The sequence below is a fragment of the Pectobacterium sp. F1-1 genome, from assembly GCF_025643735.1.
Classification (GTDB): domain Bacteria; phylum Pseudomonadota; class Gammaproteobacteria; order Enterobacterales; family Enterobacteriaceae; genus Pectobacterium; species Pectobacterium colocasium.
Genome location: NZ_CP104733.1, coordinates 4242185 through 4258377, shown reverse-complemented (window position 1 = coordinate 4258377; position 16193 = coordinate 4242185). Strand labels below are relative to the sequence as shown.

Here is a 16193-nt window from a genome sequence, read left to right as displayed (position 1 = left end):
CCGTGTCTAAAGAAAAATTTGAACGTACAAAACCCCACGTTAACGTCGGTACTATCGGCCACGTTGACCATGGTAAAACAACGCTGACCGCTGCAATCACTACCGTTCTGGCTAAAACCTACGGTGGTAACGCACGTGCATTCGACCAGATCGATAACGCGCCAGAAGAAAAAGCTCGTGGTATCACCATCAACACGTCTCACGTTGAATACGACACCCCGACTCGCCACTACGCGCACGTTGACTGCCCAGGACACGCCGACTATGTGAAGAACATGATCACCGGTGCTGCCCAGATGGACGGCGCGATCCTGGTTGTTGCTGCGACTGACGGCCCAATGCCTCAGACGCGTGAGCACATCCTGCTGGGTCGCCAGGTTGGCGTTCCTTTCATCATCGTGTTCCTGAACAAGTGTGACATGGTTGATGACGAAGAGTTGCTGGAACTGGTTGAGATGGAAGTGCGTGAGCTGCTGTCTCAGTACGACTTCCCAGGCGACGATACCCCAGTGGTTCGTGGTTCTGCGCTGAAAGCGCTGGAAGGCGACGCTGAGTGGGAAGCGAAAATCATCGAACTGGCAGGGTTCCTGGATTCTTATATCCCAGAGCCAGAGCGTGCAATTGACAAGCCGTTCCTGCTGCCAATCGAAGACGTATTCTCCATCTCCGGCCGTGGTACCGTTGTTACCGGTCGTGTAGAGCGCGGTATCGTTAAAGTTGGTGAAGAAGTGGAAATCGTTGGTATCAAAGACACCGCGAAATCTACCTGTACCGGCGTAGAAATGTTCCGCAAACTGCTGGACGAAGGTCGTGCGGGTGAGAACGTTGGTGTTCTGCTGCGTGGTATCAAGCGTGAAGAAATCGAGCGTGGTCAGGTACTGGCTAAGCCGGGTTCAATCAAGCCGCACACCAAGTTCGAATCAGAAGTGTATATCCTGAGCAAGGATGAAGGCGGCCGTCATACTCCGTTCTTCAAAGGCTACCGTCCTCAGTTCTACTTCCGTACCACTGACGTAACGGGCACCATCGAACTGCCAGAAGGCGTAGAGATGGTAATGCCGGGCGACAACATCAAAATGGTTGTTACCCTGATCCACCCAATCGCGATGGATGACGGTTTGCGTTTTGCAATCCGTGAAGGCGGCCGTACAGTAGGCGCGGGCGTTGTTGCTAAAGTTATCGCTTAATCGCTGATAAACTTAATGCATGAAAAAGGCACTTCGGTGCCTTTTTTTATGGCGAAGACTCATAGCTGCCACTCATCGCATCGTCATAAGCAATATTGAAAATTGCTTACGGCGATTTTTTATATCTGAACGATAAGATGTAAATTGAAATAAAAACAATTCTTATTTACAATGTGTCGATTGATTAAAAAATCGCTAGGAGCGGTTTCAAATACCGTTTGCAGTGTCCCGAAAGGTAGCGTAAAAGACACTCGCGATAACGATGAGTCATTTCGGTATGTATGTTTGTTTGTGCAACGCAATTTCTGACAAAACTATTCGTAATGCTGTTCGTCAGCACCAGCCTCAATCCATGCAGCAGCTACGCAAACTCGTTCCTATTGGTACAGACTGCGGTAAGTGCATTCGTCAGGCGCGTGTCATTTTCGAGGAAGAACAAGCCAAAATTCCTGACATGTATGAAGTAGCATAAAATGTAGGGTCGTTTTTTTGACTCTCTGCTTACCGGTTCTACACTTTAAGAACTGGAGCGGAGGAGCATGTCATGAAAGGCGATAAAAAAGTCATTACACACCTGAATAAGTTATTGGGCAACGAGCTGGTAGCCATTAACCAATATTTTCTTCATGCCCGAATGTTTAAAAACTGGGGCTTAACCCGTCTTAACGATCACGAATATCATGAGTCTATTGACGAAATGAAGCACGCTGATCGCTACATTGAACGTATCCTGTTTCTTGAAGGCATTCCAAATTTACAGGATTTGGGGAAGTTAAACATTGGTGAAGATGTTGAAGAGATTTTACGTTCTGATCTTCAACTTGAGTTGGATGGTGCAAAGAATCTGCGCGAGGCGATTGCCTATGCTGATTCGGTGCATGACTACGTCAGCAGGGATTTAATGATAGAAATTCTTGCCGATGAAGAAGGGCACATTGACTGGCTGGAAACTGAGTTGGATTTGATTTCACGCCTTGGTATACAAAACTATCTTCAAGCGCAGTTAAAAGCTGAGTAACATAGCGTCATAAATCGCCCTATAGCCTAACTCCGGCCGGACTCAGACACATTGCTCCGGCCGCGTTTAAAATCATTTCATCCTGCTTGTTGCTTCCTCAGCCAATTTGCGTATAATGCGCGAGCTTACCAAAATAAGGTAAGCGTGATTCAATCAGAATCAGGGGTCGATATTCGTTTATTGACCAAAACAATACTCCCGATATGGGGGTTATGTGCTAACGATTACACTCCCCCATCAATCGAAATGGGTGTGAGGAGTAATTATTTACGTTTATAAATAATTGGAGCTCTGGTCTCATGCAGAACCAAAGAATCCGTATCCGCCTGAAAGCGTTTGATCATCGTTTGATTGATCAATCAACTGCGGAAATCGTCGAGACTGCTAAGCGCACTGGTGCGCAAGTACGTGGTCCGATCCCGCTGCCGACCCGCAAAGAGCGCTTTACCGTTCTGATCTCTCCGCACGTCAATAAAGATGCGCGCGATCAGTACGAGATTCGCACTCACAAGCGTCTGGTTGACATCGTTGAGCCAACCGAGAAAACCGTTGATGCTCTGATGCGTCTGGATCTGGCTGCTGGTGTAGACGTGCAGATCAGCCTGGGTTAATCAGGTCATTGAGCGATTGAGAGGTTGAAACAATGATTGGTTTAGTCGGTAAAAAAGTGGGCATGACCCGTATCTTCACTGAAGATGGCGTATCTATCCCCGTAACCGTTATCGAAATTGAAGCAAACCGCGTCACTCAGGTTAAAGACTTGGCTAACGACGGTTACCGCGCTGTGCAAGTAACTACTGGTGCTAAAAAAGCAAACCGTGTTACTAAGCCAGAAGCAGGTCACTTTGCTAAAGCTGGCGTAGAAGCTGGCCGTACTCTGCGTGAATTCCGTCTGTCTGAAGGCGAAGAGTTCACTGTAGGTCAGAGCATCAGTGTTGAAATTTTCGCGGACGTTAAAAAAGTAGACGTTACTGGTACATCTAAAGGTAAAGGTTTTGCTGGCACAGTTAAGCGCTGGAACTTCCGTACCCAGGATGCTACCCACGGTAACTCCTTGTCCCACCGCGTTCCGGGTTCTATCGGTCAGAACCAGACTCCGGGCAAAGTGTTCAAAGGCAAGAAAATGGCAGGCCAGTTGGGTAACGAACGTGTAACTGTTCAGAGCCTGGACGTAGTGCGTGTTGACGCTGAGCGCAACCTGCTGCTGGTTAAAGGTGCTGTACCGGGAGCTACCGGTAGCGACCTGATCGTTAAACCAGCTGTGAAGGCGTGAGGAGATAGCAATGGAATTAGTATTGAAAGACGCGCAAAGCGCGCTGACTGTTTCCGAAACTACCTTCGGTCGTGATTTCAACGAAGCGCTGGTACACCAGGTTGTTGTTGCTTATGCAGCAGGTGCCCGTCAAGGTACTCGCGCCCAGAAGACCCGTGCTGAAGTAACTGGTTCCGGTAAAAAACCTTGGCGTCAGAAAGGTACTGGCCGTGCGCGTTCTGGTTCTATCAAGAGCCCGATCTGGCGTTCCGGTGGTGTGACCTTCGCTGCTAAGCCTCAGGACCACAGTCAGAAAGTTAACAAAAAGATGTACCGCGGCGCGCTGAAAAGCATCCTGTCCGAACTGGTACGTCAAGATCGTCTGATCGTTGTCGAGAAGTTCTCTGTAGAAGCACCGAAAACTAAGTTGCTGGCTCAGAAACTGAAAGAAATGGCACTGGAAGACGTGCTGATCATTACCGGTGAACTGGATGAGAATCTGTTCCTGGCTGCGCGTAACCTGTACAAGGTTGACGTGCGTGATGCAGCTGCAATCGATCCAGTTAGCCTGATCGCCTTCGACAAAGTCGTTATGACTGCTGACGCAGTTAAGCAAGTTGAGGAGATGCTGGCATGATCCGTGAAGAACGTCTGCTGAAAGTACTGCGCGCGCCGCACGTATCTGAAAAAGCATCTACCGCGATGGAAAAAACTAACACCATCGTTCTCAAAGTTGCTAAAGACGCGACTAAAGCAGAGATCGTTGCTGCTGTCGAGAAACTGTTCGAAGTAGAAGTTAAAGACGTAAACACCTTGGTAGTTAAGGGTAAAGTTAAGCGTCACGGACAGCGTATTGGTCGTCGTAGCGACTGGAAAAAAGCTTACGTCACCCTGAAAGAAGGCCAGAATCTGGACTTCATCGGCGGCGCTGAGTAAGTCGGAGGAGAAAGACAATGGCAGTTGTTAAATGTAAACCGACATCTCCGGGTCGTCGCCACGTTGTTAAAGTGGTTAACCCTGAGCTGCACAAGGGCAAACCTTATGCCCCGTTGCTGGAAAAGAACAGCAAATCCGGTGGCCGTAACAACAATGGCCGCATCACTACCCGTCACATCGGTGGTGGTCATAAACAGCAATATCGTCTGATTGACTTTAAACGCAATAAAGATGGTATTCCTGCGGTTGTTGAGCGTCTGGAGTATGATCCGAACCGTTCCGCGAATATCGCGCTGGTTCTGTACAAAGACGGCGAACGCCGTTACATCCTGGCGCCGAAAGGCCTGAAAGCCGGCGACCAGATCCAATCTGGCGTTGATGCTGCGATTAAAGCGGGTAACACCCTGCCGATGCGTAACATCCCTGTCGGTTCAACGGTTCACAACGTAGAAATGAAACCAGGTAAAGGCGGCCAATTGGCTCGTTCTGCTGGTGCTTACGTTCAGATCGTTGCTCGTGACGGTTCTTACGTTACCCTGCGTCTGCGTTCTGGCGAAATGCGTAAAGTCGAATCCGACTGCCGCGCTACGCTGGGCGAAGTTGGCAACGCTGAGCACATGCTGCGCGTTCTGGGTAAAGCTGGTGCTGCACGCTGGCGTGGTGTTCGTCCTACCGTTCGCGGTACGGCAATGAACCCAGTCGACCACCCACACGGTGGTGGTGAAGGTCGTAACTTTGGTAAGCACCCGGTTAGTCCGTGGGGCGTTCAGACCAAAGGTAAGAAGACCCGCAGCAACAAGCGTACTGATAAATTTATCGTACGTCGCCGTACTAAATAATCTTAGAGGATAAACCATGCCACGTTCTCTCAAGAAAGGTCCATTTATTGACCTGCACTTGCTGAAGAAGGTAGAGAAAGCGGTGGAAAGCGGTGACAAGAAGCCTTTGCGCACTTGGTCCCGTCGTTCAACGATCTTTCCAAACATGATCGGTTTGACCATCGCTGTCCATAATGGTCGTCAGCACGTACCAGTGTTTGTTTCCGATGAAATGGTCGGTCACAAGCTGGGTGAATTCGCGCCGACTCGTACTTATCGCGGCCATGCGGCCGATAAAAAGGCCAAGAAGCGCTAAGGTAGGAGGAAGAGATGGAAACTATCGCTAAACATCGCCACGCTCGTTCTTCTGCTCAAAAGGTTCGCCTGGTGGCAGACCTGATTCGCGGTAAGAAAGTGTCGCAAGCTCTGGAAGTTCTGACCTACACCAACAAGAAAGCTGCTGGTCTGGTTAAAAAAGTGCTGGAGTCTGCTATTGCTAACGCAGAACACAACGATGGCGCTGACATTGATGATCTGAAAGTCGCGAAAATTTTCGTAGACGAAGGCCCAAGCATGAAGCGCATTATGCCGCGTGCTAAAGGTCGTGCGGATCGCATCCTGAAGCGTACCAGCCACATTACTGTGGTTGTGTCCGATCGCTGAGACTCTGGAGACTAGCAATGGGTCAGAAAGTACATCCTAATGGTATTCGCCTGGGTATTGTCAAACCTTGGAACTCTACCTGGTATGCGAATACCAAAGAATTCGCTGACAACCTGGACAGCGACTTTAAAGTTCGTAAATACCTGACGAAGGAACTGGAGAAGGCTTCCGTTTCTCGTATCGTTATCGAACGTCCTGCAAAAAGCATCCGTGTGACTATTCACACTGCTCGCCCAGGTATCGTAATCGGTAAAAAAGGTGAAGATGTTGAAAAACTGCGCAAAGTCGTAGCGGATATCGCTGGCGTACCTGCACAGATCAATATCGCAGAAGTTCGTAAGCCTGAACTGGACGCAAAACTGGTTGCTGACAGCATCACTTCTCAGCTGGAACGTCGTGTCATGTTCCGTCGTGCTATGAAGCGTGCGGTACAGAACGCCATGCGTCTGGGCGCTAAAGGTATTAAAGTTGAAGTAAGCGGCCGTCTTGGCGGCGCTGAAATCGCACGTACCGAATGGTACCGCGAAGGTCGTGTTCCGTTGCACACACTGCGTGCGGATATCGACTACAACACCTCCGAAGCGCACACCACTTATGGTGTTATCGGTGTGAAAGTGTGGATCTTCAAAGGTGAGATCCTGGGTGGTATGGCTGCCGTTGAACAACCGGAAAAACCGGCTGCTCAACCTAAAAAGCAGCAGCGTAAAGGCCGCAAGTAAGGAGAGTCGCTGATGTTACAACCAAAGCGTACAAAATTCCGTAAGGTGCACAAGGGCCGCAACCGTGGTCTGGCGCAGGGTACGGATGTTAGCTTCGGCACTTTCGGTCTGAAAGCTGTTGGCCGCGGTCGCCTGACTGCTCGTCAAATCGAAGCTGCACGTCGTGCCATGACCCGTGCTGTTAAGCGTCAAGGTAAGATCTGGATCCGTGTATTCCCGGACAAACCGATCACCGAGAAACCGCTTGAAGTTCGTATGGGTAAAGGTAAAGGTAACGTGGAATATTGGGTTGCCTTGATTCAGCCAGGTAAAGTCCTGTACGAAATGGACGGTGTGCCGGAAGAGTTAGCCCGTGAGGCATTCCAACTGGCAGCAGCGAAACTGCCTATCAAAACCACCTTTGTAACTAAGACGGTGATGTAATGAAAGCAAATGAGCTGCGTGAAAAGAGCGTTGAAGAGCTGAACACTGAACTGCTCGGCTTACTGCGCGAGCAATTTAACCTGCGTATGCAGGCTGCCAGTGGTCAACTGCAACAGACTCACCTGGTAAAACAAGTGCGTCACAATATTGCACGTGTTAAGACTTTACTGACTGAGAAGGCGGGTGCGTAATGACCGATAAAATCCGTACTCTGCAAGGTCGTGTTGTAAGTGACAAAATGGAGAAATCCATGGTTGTTGCTATCGAACGTTTTGTGAAACACCCGCTTTACGGTAAATTCATCAAGCGTACGACTAAGCTGCACGTACATGACGAGAACAATGAATGTGGTATCGGTGACGTGGTTGAAATCCGCGAATGCCGCCCACTGTCCAAAACTAAGTCTTGGACACTTGTTCGCGTTGTAGAGAAAGCGATTCTGTAATAAAGTAGCGCTCTTCTCTTATGATAAACGGCTCTGCAAAGGGCCGTTTATTTTTTCTACCCATACCAAGGAAGCGGTGTTATAATGCTGCGCCCTCAATTATGGGGTATTTAATGGCCCGAAAGGGTCCTAAAGTAGTAGTTGACATTAGCGGAGCACTAAAATGATCCAAGAACAGACTATGCTGAATGTGGCCGATAATTCCGGTGCACGTCGCGTAATGTGTATCAAGGTTCTAGGTGGCTCGCACCGTCGCTACGCAGGCGTCGGCGATATCATCAAAATTACCATCAAGGAAGCAATTCCTCGCGGTAAGGTGAAAAAAGGCGATGTTCTGAAGGCGGTAGTGGTGCGCACCAAGAAGGGTGTTCGTCGCCCGGACGGTTCTGTCATTCGCTTCGATGGCAATGCTTGCGTTATTTTAAACAATAACAGCGAACAGCCTATCGGTACGCGTATTTTTGGGCCGGTAACTCGTGAACTGCGTAATGAGAAGTTCATGAAAATTATCTCTCTGGCACCAGAAGTACTTTAAGGAGCGAATCATGGCAGCGAAAATCCGTCGTGATGACGAAGTTATCGTGCTAACCGGCAAAGATAAAGGTAAGCGCGGTAAAGTAAAAAATGTCCTGTCTGCTAGTAAGGTCATCGTTGAAGGTATTAACCTGGTTAAAAAACATCAGAAGCCGGTTCCGGCCCTGAATCAACCAGGTGGCATCGTTGAAAAAGAAGCTGCAATTCAAGTTTCTAACGTTGCAATCTTCAATGCGGCAACTGGTAAGGCTGACCGTGTAGGCTTTAGATTCGAAGACGGCAAAAAAGTCCGTTTCTTTAAATCTAACAGCGAAACTATCAAGTAATTTGGAGTAGTACGATGGCGAAACTGCATGATTACTACAAAGACGAAGTAGTTAAAAAACTCATGACTGAGTTTAACTACAATTCTGTCATGCAAGTCCCTCGGGTCGAGAAGATCACCCTGAATATGGGTGTTGGTGAAGCGATCGCTGACAAGAAACTGCTGGATAACGCAGCAGCTGATCTGGCAGCAATCTCCGGTCAAAAACCGTTGATCACCAAAGCACGCAAATCTGTTGCAGGCTTCAAAATCCGTCAGGGCTATCCGATCGGCTGTAAAGTAACTCTGCGTGGCGAACGCATGTGGGAGTTCCTTGAGCGTCTGATTTCCATTGCTGTACCGCGTATTCGTGACTTCCGTGGCTTGTCTGCCAAGTCATTCGATGGTCGTGGTAACTACAGCATGGGTGTGCGTGAGCAGATCATCTTCCCGGAAATCGACTACGATAAAGTCGATCGCGTTCGTGGTTTGGACATTACCATTACCACTACTGCGAAATCCGATGATGAAGGCCGTGCGCTGTTGGCCGCCTTTAACTTCCCATTCCGCAAGTAAGGTAGGGTTACTAATGGCTAAGCAATCCATGAAAGCACGCGAAGTTGTTCGTGTGAAACTGGCTGAAAAATACCGCGCTAAACGCGAGGAATTGAAAGCTATCATCTCTGGTGTGAACTCATCCGACGAAGATCGTTGGGATGCTGTTCTTAAGCTGCAGACTCTGCCGCGTGATTCCAGCCCGTCTCGTCAGCGTAATCGCTGCCGCCAAACTGGTCGTCCGCACGCTTTCCTGCGGAAGTTCGGGTTGAGCCGTATCAAGGTCCGTGAAGCCGCTATGCGCGGTGAAATTCCGGGTCTGAAAAAGGCTAGCTGGTAATTGTCACCAATTGAATCACGGGAGTAAAGACAGATGAGCATGCAAGATCCGATCGCGGATATGCTGACCCGTATCCGTAACGGTCAAGCCGCGAACAAAGTTGCGGTCACCATGCCTTCCTCCAAGCTGAAAGTGGCAATTGCCAACGTGCTGAAGGAAGAAGGTTACATTGAAGATTTCAAAATCGAAGGCGACACCAAGCCAGTTCTGGAATTAGAACTTAAGTATTTCCAGGGCAAAGCTGTGGTAGAAAGCATTCAGCGAGTAAGCCGTCCAGGTCTGCGCATCTATAAAAGAAAAGATGAGCTGCCAAAAGTTATGGCCGGTTTGGGTATCGCAGTTGTTTCTACCTCTAAAGGTGTTATGACTGATCGTGCAGCTCGCCAGGCTGGTCTTGGTGGCGAGATTATCTGCTACGTAGCTTAATCGGGAGGAAAAATGTCTCGTGTTGCAAAAGCACCCGTCGTCATTCCTGCCGGCGTAGAGGTAAAACTCAACGGTCAGGATATTTCGATTAAGGGTAAAAACGGCGAGCTGAGTCGTAAGATCCACGATGCTGTTGAAGTGAAACAAGCTGACAACGCTCTGACTTTCGCCCCGCGCGAAGGTTTCGTTGACGGATGGGCCCAGGCGGGTACCACTCGCGCTCTGTTGAACGCAATGGTTATCGGTGTTACCGAAGGCTTCACTAAGAAGCTGCAACTGGTTGGTGTTGGTTACCGTGCTGCTGTTAAAGGCAATGTGGTTAACCTGTCTCTTGGGTTCTCACACCCAGTAGATCATGCACTGCCGGCAGGTATTACTGCAGAATGCCCAAGCCAAACTGAAATCGTACTGAAAGGTGCTGATAAGCAGGTTATTGGTCAGGTTGCTGCGGAATTACGCGCCTACCGTCGTCCTGAGCCTTACAAAGGCAAGGGTGTCCGTTACGCCGACGAAGTCGTGCGTACCAAAGAGGCTAAGAAGAAGTAAGGTAACACTATGGATAAGAAAGCAGCTCGTATCCGTCGTGCGACCCGCGCACGCCGCAAGCTCCAGGAACTGGGTGCGACGCGTCTGGTGGTACATCGTACTCCACGCCATATTTATGCGCAGGTCATCGCACCGAACGGTTCTGAAGTCCTGGTAGCCGCTTCTACTGTAGAAAAAGCTATCGCTGAACAACTGAAGTCTACCGGTAACAAAGACGCAGCAAGCGCAATAGGTAAAGCTATTGCAGAGCGCGCGTTAGAAAAAGGCATCAAAGATGTCTCTTTCGACCGTTCCGGTTTCCAATATCATGGTCGAGTCCAAGCACTGGCAGATGCTGCCCGTGAAGCTGGCCTTCAGTTCTAAGGTAGAGGTGTAAGATGGCTCACATCGAGAAACAAGCTGGCGAACTGCAGGAAAAGCTGATCGCGGTAAATCGCGTATCTAAAACCGTTAAAGGTGGTCGTATTTTCAGCTTCACCGCACTAACTGTAGTGGGTGATGGTAACGGCCGCGTTGGTTTTGGTTACGGTAAAGCTCGCGAAGTTCCAGCAGCGATCCAGAAAGCGATGGAAAAAGCCCGTCGCAATATGATGAATGTCGCGCTGAACAACGGCACCCTGCAGCACCCAGTTAAAGGTGCTCACACGGGGTCTCGTGTGTTCATGCAGCCAGCTTCCGAAGGTACCGGTATTATCGCCGGTGGTGCAATGCGCGCCGTTTTGGAAGTTGCAGGGGTTCACAACGTATTGGCTAAAGCCTATGGTTCCACTAACCCGATTAACGTGGTTCGTGCAACGATTGATGGTTTGGCCAACATGAAGTCCCCGGAAATGGTCGCTGCCAAGCGTGGTAAATCCGTTGAAGAAATTCTGGGGTAATGACCGTGGCAAAGACTATTAAAATCACTCAAACCCGTAGTGCAATCGGTCGTCTGCCGAAACATAAGGCGACACTGCTTGGCCTGGGTCTGCGTCGTATTGGTCATACTGTTGAGCGTGAGGATACTCCTGCGGTTCGTGGTATGGTCAACGCGGTTTCCTACATGGTTAAAGTGGAGGAGTAACAGATGCGTTTAAATACTCTGTCTCCGGCCGAAGGTGCTAAACACGCACCGAAGCGTTTAGGTCGTGGTATCGGTTCTGGCCTGGGCAAAACTGGCGGCCGTGGTCACAAAGGTCAGAAATCTCGTTCTGGCGGTGGCGTACGTCGTGGTTTTGAAGGTGGTCAGATGCCTTTATATCGTCGTCTGCCGAAATTCGGTTTTACTTCTCGCAAAGCGATGATCACATCAGAAGTTCGTCTGTCTGATCTTGCTAAAGTAGAAGGCGACGTAGTTGACCTGAATACGCTGAAAGCCGCTAATGTTATTGGCATTCAGATTGAATTTGCGAAAGTGATTCTGTCTGGTGAAGTTGCTCGTCCGGTAACGATTCGTGGTCTGCGTGTCACTAAAGGTGCTCGTGCTGCTATCGAAGCTGCTGGCGGTAAAATTGAGGAATAAGTAGCAGATGGCCAAACAACCAGGATTAGATTTTCAGAGTGCTAAAGGCGGAGTTGGTGAACTGAAGCGCAGACTTTTGTTTGTTATCGGTGCGCTAATTGTTTTCCGTATTGGCTCTTTTATTCCGATTCCTGGTATTGATGCCACTGTGCTTGCCAAATTGCTTGAACAGCAGCGAGGCACCATCATTGAAATGTTTAATATGTTCTCTGGTGGTGCTCTCAGCCGTGCTTCTATCTTTGCTCTGGGTATTATGCCGTATATTTCGGCGTCAATTATTATCCAGTTACTGACGGTGGTTCATCCTGCGTTAGCTGAAATAAAGAAAGAAGGGGAAGCTGGACGTCGTAAGATCAGCCAGTATACCCGTTACGGTACCTTGGTATTGGCCATATTCCAGTCGATCGGTATTGCTACTGGTTTGCCGAATATGCCTGGAATGCAAGACTTGGTGATAAATCCAGGTTTTGCTTTCTACTTTACCGCTGTTGTGAGTCTGGTTACTGGGACAATGTTCCTGATGTGGCTGGGAGAACAGATTACTGAACGTGGTATCGGTAACGGTATTTCGATCATAATCTTCGCTGGTATTGTCGCGGGTTTACCGCCGGCCATTGGCCATACCATCGAGCAAGCTCGGCAAGGCGACCTGCACTTCCTCCTGTTGCTGTTGGTTGCAGTTTTAGTGTTTGCAGTAACCTTCTTCGTTGTTTTCATTGAGCGTGGTCAACGTCGTATCGTCGTTAATTATGCGAAACGTCAACAAGGTCGTCGTGTTTATGCAGCACAGAGTACGCATTTACCGCTGAAAGTGAATATGGCTGGGGTTATTCCCGCGATCTTCGCTTCCAGTATTATTCTGTTCCCTGCCACGATTGCATCTTGGTTTGGGGGCGGTACCGGTTGGAACTGGCTGACAACTATTTCGCTGTATTTGCAGCCCGGACAACCGCTTTATGTGTTACTCTATGCGTCTGCAATCATCTTCTTCTGTTTCTTCTACACTGCGTTGGTTTTCAACCCGCGTGAAACAGCAGATAACCTGAAGAAGTCCGGTGCATTCGTGCCAGGAATTCGTCCGGGAGAGCAAACGGCGAAATATATCGATAAAGTGATGACTCGCCTGACTCTGATTGGTGCGATGTATATTACTTTTATCTGCCTGATCCCGGAGTTTATGCGTGACGCAATGAAAGTACCTTTCTATTTCGGGGGTACATCTTTATTGATCGTTGTTGTCGTCATCATGGACTTTATGGCTCAAGTGCAAACTCTGATGATGTCGAGTCAATATGAGTCTGCATTGAAGAAAGCAAACCTGAAAGGCTATAACCGTTAATTAGGTGAGCTTGAGAAGTTACGGAGAGTAAAAATGAAAGTTCGTGCTTCCGTCAAGAAATTATGTCGTAACTGTAAGATTGTTAAGCGTAACGGTGTCGTTCGTGTGATCTGCAGTGCCGAGCCGAAGCATAAACAGCGTCAAGGCTGATTATCTCGCATATTTTTCTTGCAAAGTTGGATTGAGCTGGCTAGATTAGCCAGCCAATCTTTTGTATGTAACTGCAACATTATTTGAGTATCCTGAAAACGGGCTTTTCAGAATGGTGTTGCTGTATAAAATTGTAGGAGTGCATAGTGGCCCGTATAGCAGGCATTAACATTCCTGATCATAAACATACCGTTATTGCGTTAACGTCGATTTTCGGTATCGGTAAAACCCGTTCGCAGGCTATTTGTGCTGCAACAGGAATTGCCGAAGATGTTAAGATCAGTGAGCTGTCTGAAGAGCAAATCGATAAGCTGCGTGACGAAGTTGCCAAGTTTGTTGTAGAAGGTGATCTGCGTCGTGAAGTTACCCTGAGCATCAAGCGTCTTATGGACCTTGGTACTTATCGTGGTTTGCGTCATCGTCGTGGTCTGCCGGTTCGCGGTCAGCGTACCAAGACTAACGCCCGTACCCGTAAGGGTCCGCGCAAACCGATCAAGAAATAATCGGGGTGATTGAATAATGGCAAAGGCACCTATTCGTGCACGTAAGCGTGTAAGAAAGCAAGTCTCTGACGGTGTGGCTCATATCCATGCTTCTTTCAACAACACCATCGTAACCATTACTGATCGTCAGGGTAATGCGCTGGGTTGGGCAACTGCCGGTGGTTCCGGCTTCCGTGGTTCTCGTAAATCTACGCCGTTCGCTGCTCAGGTAGCTGCAGAACGTTGCGCAGAGGCCGTGAAAGAGTACGGTATTAAGAACCTAGAAGTTATGGTTAAAGGACCTGGTCCGGGCCGTGAGTCTACTATCCGCGCATTGAACGCGGCTGGTTTCCGCATCACTAATATTACTGATGTGACTCCGATCCCTCATAACGGTTGTCGTCCGCCGAAAAAGCGCCGCGTATAACGCCGCTTTTAGGATTGTTGGAGAAAGAAAATGGCAAGATATTTGGGTCCTAAGCTCAAGCTGAGCCGTCGTGAAGGCACCGACCTGTTCCTGAAGTCTGGTGTTCGTGCGATCGATTCCAAGTGTAAAATTGAACAAGCTCCTGGCCAGCACGGTGCGCGTAAACCGCGTCTGTCTGACTATGGTGTACAGTTGCGTGAAAAGCAAAAAGTTCGCCGTATCTACGGTGTTCTGGAGCGTCAGTTCCGTAACTATTATAAAGAAGCTGCACGTCTGAAAGGCAATACAGGTGCAAACCTGCTGCAACTGCTGGAAGGTCGTCTGGATAACGTTGTTTATCGTATGGGTTTTGGTGCCACTCGTGCTGAAGCACGTCAGATGGTAAGCCACAAAGCTATCATGGTAAACGGTCGCGTTGTTAGCATCGCTTCTTATCAGGTATCCCCGAATGACGTAGTCAGCATCCGTGAGAAAGCTAAAAAGCAATCTCGCGTGAAAGCCGCTCTGGAGCTGGCTGAACAGCGTGAAAAGCCAACTTGGCTGGAAGTTGATGCTGCCAAGATGGAAGGTGTGTTCAAGCGTATTCCTGAACGTACCGATCTGTCTGCGGACATTAATGAACACCTGATCGTCGAGCTTTACTCCAAGTAAAGCTTAGTACCAAAGAGAGGACACAATGCAGGGTTCTGTGACAGAGTTTCTAAAACCGCGCCTGGTTGATATCGAGCAAGTGAGTTCGACGCACGCCAAGGTGACCCTTGAGCCATTAGAGCGGGGCTTCGGCCATACTCTTGGCAACGCACTGCGCCGTATTCTGCTTTCATCCATGCCAGGTTGCGCGGTGACCGAGGTTGAGATTGATGGTGTACTGCATGAGTACAGCACCAAAGAAGGCGTACAGGAAGATATCCTGGAAATCCTGCTCAACCTGAAAGGGCTGGCGGTGAGAGTTCAAGGCAAAGATGAAGTTATTCTTACCCTGAATAAATCTGGCATTGGCCCTGTGACTGCAGCCGACATCATCCATGATGGTGATGTCGAAATCGTCAAGCCGCAGCACTTAATTTGCCATCTGACCGATGAGAACGCATCTATTAGCATGCGTATCAAAGTTCAACGTGGCCGTGGTTATGTGCCGGCATCTGCCCGTATTCATACGGAAGAAGATGAGCGCCCGATTGGTCGTCTGTTAGTTGATGCTTGCTACAGCCCTGTAGAGCGTATTGCCTACAATGTTGAAGCGGCTCGTGTAGAACAGCGTACTGACCTGGACAAGCTAGTCATCGAAATGGAAACCAATGGCACGATCGATCCTGAAGAGGCGATCCGCCGTGCGGCTACCATTCTGGCTGAACAACTTGAAGCTTTTGTTGACTTACGTGATGTTCGTCAGCCAGAAGTTAAAGAAGAGAAACCAGAATTCGATCCGATTCTGCTGCGCCCTGTTGACGATCTGGAATTGACTGTCCGCTCTGCTAACTGCCTTAAGGCAGAAGCTATCCACTACATCGGTGATCTGGTACAGCGTACCGAGGTTGAGCTGCTTAAAACGCCTAACCTGGGTAAAAAATCTCTTACTGAGATTAAAGACGTACTGGCTTCCCGTGGTCTGTCTCTGGGCATGCGCCTGGAAAACTGGCCACCGGCAAGCATTGCTGATGAGTAACCAGATCACAGGTTAAGGTTTTACTGAGAAGGATAAGGTCATGCGCCATCGTAAGAGTGGTCGTCAACTGAACCGTAACAGCAGCCATCGTCAGGCTATGTTCCGTAACATGGCTAGTTCTTTGGTTCGTCATGAAATCATCAAGACGACCCTGCCGAAAGCGAAAGAGCTGCGTCGCGTTGTTGAACCGCTGATTACTCTTGCCAAGACCGACAGCGTTGCTAATCGTCGTCTGGCATTCGCCCGTACTCGTGATAACGAGATCGTGGCAAAACTGTTTAATGAACTGGGCCCGCGTTTCGCGAGCCGTGCCGGTGGTTACACTCGTATTCTGAAGTGTGGCTTCCGTGCTGGTGACAATGCGCCGATGGCATACATCGAGCTTGTTGATCGCTCAGTCTCTCAGACAGAAGAAGTTGCTACTGCAGAGTAATCTGTAAGAGCATAAAAAAACCGGGGAAA

31 protein-coding genes are annotated in these 16193 nt (G+C 49.1%); all 31 read left to right on the top strand.

The genetic code is table 11. The annotated features are described in order from the left end of the window. Window positions 1-2 precede the first annotated feature (2 nt). The 31 genes from tuf (at window position 3) to rplQ (ending at window position 16164) form a co-directional block, all read left to right on the top strand. On the top strand, window positions 3-1187 hold the full coding sequence (gene tuf / locus NAL19_RS19110) for an elongation factor Tu (RefSeq protein ID WP_263058157.1): 1185 nt from the start codon (window positions 3-5) through the stop codon (window positions 1185-1187). A 277-nt stretch (window positions 1188-1464) separates the two neighbouring features. Next, window positions 1465-1659, top strand: coding sequence for a bacterioferritin-associated ferredoxin (bfd, locus tag NAL19_RS19105; protein WP_039349749.1), 195 nt, complete (start codon window positions 1465-1467; stop codon window positions 1657-1659). A gap of 72 nt (window positions 1660-1731) precedes the next feature. After that, the gene (bfr, locus tag NAL19_RS19100) at window positions 1732-2205 is read left to right on the top strand and encodes a bacterioferritin (protein WP_010286186.1); all 474 of its coding nucleotides are present in this window, start codon (window positions 1732-1734) and stop codon (window positions 2203-2205) included. A gap of 299 nt (window positions 2206-2504) precedes the next feature. Beyond that, window positions 2505-2816: a 30S ribosomal protein S10 gene (gene rpsJ / locus NAL19_RS19095; protein ID WP_001181005.1), complete on the top strand. Its 312-nt coding sequence runs from the start codon at window positions 2505-2507 to the stop codon at window positions 2814-2816. Window positions 2817-2848: 32 nt separating this feature from the next. Further along, window positions 2849-3478, top strand: coding sequence for a 50S ribosomal protein L3 (rplC, locus tag NAL19_RS19090; protein WP_010304941.1), 630 nt, complete (start codon window positions 2849-2851; stop codon window positions 3476-3478). Window positions 3479-3488: 10 nt separating this feature from the next. After that, a complete protein-coding gene (gene rplD / locus NAL19_RS19085; protein ID WP_015841926.1) occupies window positions 3489-4094 on the top strand; it encodes a 50S ribosomal protein L4 in 606 nt (201 codons plus the stop codon). Then, entirely contained in the window at window positions 4091-4393 is a 303-nt protein-coding gene (rplW, locus tag NAL19_RS19080) for a 50S ribosomal protein L23 (RefSeq protein WP_005970277.1), read from the top strand. Before rplD ends, rplW begins: the two co-directional genes overlap by 4 nt. A gap of 17 nt (window positions 4394-4410) precedes the next feature. Further along, a complete protein-coding gene (rplB, locus tag NAL19_RS19075; protein ID WP_010286179.1) occupies window positions 4411-5232 on the top strand; it encodes a 50S ribosomal protein L2 in 822 nt (273 codons plus the stop codon). 16 nt (window positions 5233-5248) lie between these two features. Continuing rightward, the gene (gene rpsS / locus NAL19_RS19070) at window positions 5249-5527 is read left to right on the top strand and encodes a 30S ribosomal protein S19 (protein WP_004929772.1); all 279 of its coding nucleotides are present in this window, start codon (window positions 5249-5251) and stop codon (window positions 5525-5527) included. 14 nt (window positions 5528-5541) lie between these two features. After that, window positions 5542-5874 carry a 50S ribosomal protein L22 gene (gene rplV / locus NAL19_RS19065; protein ID WP_180743836.1) on the top strand — a complete coding sequence of 111 codons (333 nt, stop codon included), beginning with the start codon at window positions 5542-5544 and terminating at the stop codon, window positions 5872-5874. A 17-nt stretch (window positions 5875-5891) separates the two neighbouring features. Beyond that, the gene (gene rpsC / locus NAL19_RS19060; protein WP_005970274.1) at window positions 5892-6593 is read left to right on the top strand and encodes a 30S ribosomal protein S3; all 702 of its coding nucleotides are present in this window, start codon (window positions 5892-5894) and stop codon (window positions 6591-6593) included. Between the two features lie 12 nt (window positions 6594-6605). Then, window positions 6606-7016, top strand: coding sequence for a 50S ribosomal protein L16 (gene rplP / locus NAL19_RS19055; RefSeq protein WP_005970273.1), 411 nt, complete (start codon window positions 6606-6608; stop codon window positions 7014-7016). Beyond that, window positions 7016-7207: a 50S ribosomal protein L29 gene (rpmC, locus tag NAL19_RS19050; RefSeq protein WP_005970272.1), complete on the top strand. Its 192-nt coding sequence runs from the start codon at window positions 7016-7018 to the stop codon at window positions 7205-7207. The genes rplP and rpmC overlap by 1 nt, the downstream gene beginning before the upstream one ends. Then, window positions 7207-7461, top strand: coding sequence for a 30S ribosomal protein S17 (gene rpsQ, locus NAL19_RS19045; protein ID WP_011095505.1), 255 nt, complete (start codon window positions 7207-7209; stop codon window positions 7459-7461). Before rpmC ends, rpsQ begins: the two co-directional genes overlap by 1 nt. 163 nt (window positions 7462-7624) lie before the next feature. After that, complete coding sequence (rplN, locus tag NAL19_RS19040; RefSeq protein WP_000613954.1) at window positions 7625-7996, top strand: 50S ribosomal protein L14; 372 nt, start codon at window positions 7625-7627, stop codon at window positions 7994-7996. Window positions 7997-8006: 10 nt separating this feature from the next. Beyond that, on the top strand, window positions 8007-8321 hold the full coding sequence (rplX, locus tag NAL19_RS19035; protein ID WP_015841924.1) for a 50S ribosomal protein L24: 315 nt from the start codon (window positions 8007-8009) through the stop codon (window positions 8319-8321). A gap of 14 nt (window positions 8322-8335) precedes the next feature. Beyond that, a complete protein-coding gene (gene rplE, locus NAL19_RS19030; protein ID WP_005970265.1) occupies window positions 8336-8875 on the top strand; it encodes a 50S ribosomal protein L5 in 540 nt (179 codons plus the stop codon). Between the two features lie 13 nt (window positions 8876-8888). Next, window positions 8889-9194 (top strand): 30S ribosomal protein S14, encoded by a 306-nt coding sequence (gene rpsN / locus NAL19_RS19025; protein ID WP_010286114.1) that lies wholly within the window; start codon window positions 8889-8891, stop codon window positions 9192-9194. Window positions 9195-9227: 33 nt separating this feature from the next. After that, window positions 9228-9620 (top strand): 30S ribosomal protein S8, encoded by a 393-nt coding sequence (rpsH, locus tag NAL19_RS19020; protein WP_005970261.1) that lies wholly within the window; start codon window positions 9228-9230, stop codon window positions 9618-9620. A gap of 12 nt (window positions 9621-9632) precedes the next feature. Then, window positions 9633-10166 (top strand): 50S ribosomal protein L6, encoded by a 534-nt coding sequence (rplF, locus tag NAL19_RS19015; RefSeq protein WP_015841923.1) that lies wholly within the window; start codon window positions 9633-9635, stop codon window positions 10164-10166. Between the two features lie 9 nt (window positions 10167-10175). Then, entirely contained in the window at window positions 10176-10529 is a 354-nt protein-coding gene (rplR, locus tag NAL19_RS19010) for a 50S ribosomal protein L18 (RefSeq protein ID WP_010286111.1), read from the top strand. A gap of 14 nt (window positions 10530-10543) precedes the next feature. After that, window positions 10544-11044, top strand: a complete 501-nt coding sequence (gene rpsE / locus NAL19_RS19005) for a 30S ribosomal protein S5 (protein WP_005970257.1) — start codon at window positions 10544-10546, stop codon at window positions 11042-11044. A 5-nt stretch (window positions 11045-11049) separates the two neighbouring features. Continuing rightward, complete coding sequence (rpmD, locus tag NAL19_RS19000) at window positions 11050-11229, top strand: 50S ribosomal protein L30 (RefSeq protein ID WP_004846568.1); 180 nt, start codon at window positions 11050-11052, stop codon at window positions 11227-11229. Between the two features lie 3 nt (window positions 11230-11232). Continuing rightward, window positions 11233-11667, top strand: a complete 435-nt coding sequence (gene rplO / locus NAL19_RS18995; RefSeq protein ID WP_015841922.1) for a 50S ribosomal protein L15 — start codon at window positions 11233-11235, stop codon at window positions 11665-11667. A 7-nt stretch (window positions 11668-11674) separates the two neighbouring features. After that, window positions 11675-13006: a preprotein translocase subunit SecY gene (gene secY / locus NAL19_RS18990; RefSeq protein WP_005970255.1), complete on the top strand. Its 1332-nt coding sequence runs from the start codon at window positions 11675-11677 to the stop codon at window positions 13004-13006. Window positions 13007-13039: 33 nt separating this feature from the next. Beyond that, window positions 13040-13156, top strand: a complete 117-nt coding sequence (gene rpmJ, locus NAL19_RS18985; RefSeq protein ID WP_002227352.1) for a 50S ribosomal protein L36 — start codon at window positions 13040-13042, stop codon at window positions 13154-13156. 146 nt (window positions 13157-13302) lie between these two features. Next, window positions 13303-13659, top strand: a complete 357-nt coding sequence (gene rpsM / locus NAL19_RS18980) for a 30S ribosomal protein S13 (RefSeq protein ID WP_010286058.1) — start codon at window positions 13303-13305, stop codon at window positions 13657-13659. A 16-nt stretch (window positions 13660-13675) separates the two neighbouring features. Then, entirely contained in the window at window positions 13676-14065 is a 390-nt protein-coding gene (gene rpsK / locus NAL19_RS18975; protein WP_002919257.1) for a 30S ribosomal protein S11, read from the top strand. Between the two features lie 30 nt (window positions 14066-14095). After that, on the top strand, window positions 14096-14716 hold the full coding sequence (gene rpsD / locus NAL19_RS18970; RefSeq protein WP_010286047.1) for a 30S ribosomal protein S4: 621 nt from the start codon (window positions 14096-14098) through the stop codon (window positions 14714-14716). Between the two features lie 25 nt (window positions 14717-14741). After that, the gene (locus NAL19_RS18965) at window positions 14742-15731 is read left to right on the top strand and encodes a DNA-directed RNA polymerase subunit alpha (protein WP_005970247.1); all 990 of its coding nucleotides are present in this window, start codon (window positions 14742-14744) and stop codon (window positions 15729-15731) included. 40 nt (window positions 15732-15771) lie between these two features. Beyond that, window positions 15772-16164: a 50S ribosomal protein L17 gene (gene rplQ, locus NAL19_RS18960; RefSeq protein WP_005970246.1), complete on the top strand. Its 393-nt coding sequence runs from the start codon at window positions 15772-15774 to the stop codon at window positions 16162-16164. The last annotated feature ends 29 nt before the right edge of the window (window positions 16165-16193 follow it).

Bases quoted from the DNA above. Each gene is read 5' to 3' on its own strand.
- rplF (WP_015841923.1), top strand. From the start codon at position 9,633: ATGTCTCGTGTTGCAAAAGCACCCGTCGTCATTCCTGCCGGCGTAGAG.
- rplP (WP_005970273.1), top strand. From the start codon at position 6,606: ATGTTACAACCAAAGCGTACAAAATTCCGTAAGGTGCACAAGGGCCGC.
- rplW (WP_005970277.1), top strand. From the start codon at position 4,091: ATGATCCGTGAAGAACGTCTGCTGAAAGTACTGCGCGCGCCGCACGTA.
- bfd (WP_039349749.1), top strand. From the start codon at position 1,465: ATGTATGTTTGTTTGTGCAACGCAATTTCTGACAAAACTATTCGTAAT.
- rpsD (WP_010286047.1), top strand. From the start codon at position 14,096: ATGGCAAGATATTTGGGTCCTAAGCTCAAGCTGAGCCGTCGTGAAGGC.
- rpsH (WP_005970261.1), top strand. From the start codon at position 9,228: ATGAGCATGCAAGATCCGATCGCGGATATGCTGACCCGTATCCGTAAC.
- rplO (WP_015841922.1), top strand. From the start codon at position 11,233: ATGCGTTTAAATACTCTGTCTCCGGCCGAAGGTGCTAAACACGCACCG.
- secY (WP_005970255.1), top strand. From the start codon at position 11,675: ATGGCCAAACAACCAGGATTAGATTTTCAGAGTGCTAAAGGCGGAGTT.
- rpsQ (WP_011095505.1), top strand. From the start codon at position 7,207: ATGACCGATAAAATCCGTACTCTGCAAGGTCGTGTTGTAAGTGACAAA.
- rpsE (WP_005970257.1), top strand. From the start codon at position 10,544: ATGGCTCACATCGAGAAACAAGCTGGCGAACTGCAGGAAAAGCTGATC.
- rpsC (WP_005970274.1), top strand. From the start codon at position 5,892: ATGGGTCAGAAAGTACATCCTAATGGTATTCGCCTGGGTATTGTCAAA.
- rplN (WP_000613954.1), top strand. From the start codon at position 7,625: ATGATCCAAGAACAGACTATGCTGAATGTGGCCGATAATTCCGGTGCA.
- rplX (WP_015841924.1), top strand. From the start codon at position 8,007: ATGGCAGCGAAAATCCGTCGTGATGACGAAGTTATCGTGCTAACCGGC.
- bfr (WP_010286186.1), top strand. From the start codon at position 1,732: ATGAAAGGCGATAAAAAAGTCATTACACACCTGAATAAGTTATTGGGC.
- rplC (WP_010304941.1), top strand. From the start codon at position 2,849: ATGATTGGTTTAGTCGGTAAAAAAGTGGGCATGACCCGTATCTTCACT.
- rpsN (WP_010286114.1), top strand. From the start codon at position 8,889: ATGGCTAAGCAATCCATGAAAGCACGCGAAGTTGTTCGTGTGAAACTG.
- rplR (WP_010286111.1), top strand. From the start codon at position 10,176: ATGGATAAGAAAGCAGCTCGTATCCGTCGTGCGACCCGCGCACGCCGC.
- rplQ (WP_005970246.1), top strand. From the start codon at position 15,772: ATGCGCCATCGTAAGAGTGGTCGTCAACTGAACCGTAACAGCAGCCAT.
- NAL19_RS18965 (WP_005970247.1), top strand. From the start codon at position 14,742: ATGCAGGGTTCTGTGACAGAGTTTCTAAAACCGCGCCTGGTTGATATC.
- rpmC (WP_005970272.1), top strand. From the start codon at position 7,016: ATGAAAGCAAATGAGCTGCGTGAAAAGAGCGTTGAAGAGCTGAACACT.
- rpsS (WP_004929772.1), top strand. From the start codon at position 5,249: ATGCCACGTTCTCTCAAGAAAGGTCCATTTATTGACCTGCACTTGCTG.
- rpmJ (WP_002227352.1), top strand. From the start codon at position 13,040: ATGAAAGTTCGTGCTTCCGTCAAGAAATTATGTCGTAACTGTAAGATT.
- rplE (WP_005970265.1), top strand. From the start codon at position 8,336: ATGGCGAAACTGCATGATTACTACAAAGACGAAGTAGTTAAAAAACTC.
- rpsK (WP_002919257.1), top strand. From the start codon at position 13,676: ATGGCAAAGGCACCTATTCGTGCACGTAAGCGTGTAAGAAAGCAAGTC.
- rplV (WP_180743836.1), top strand. From the start codon at position 5,542: ATGGAAACTATCGCTAAACATCGCCACGCTCGTTCTTCTGCTCAAAAG.
- rpsJ (WP_001181005.1), top strand. From the start codon at position 2,505: ATGCAGAACCAAAGAATCCGTATCCGCCTGAAAGCGTTTGATCATCGT.
- rplD (WP_015841926.1), top strand. From the start codon at position 3,489: ATGGAATTAGTATTGAAAGACGCGCAAAGCGCGCTGACTGTTTCCGAA.
- rplB (WP_010286179.1), top strand. From the start codon at position 4,411: ATGGCAGTTGTTAAATGTAAACCGACATCTCCGGGTCGTCGCCACGTT.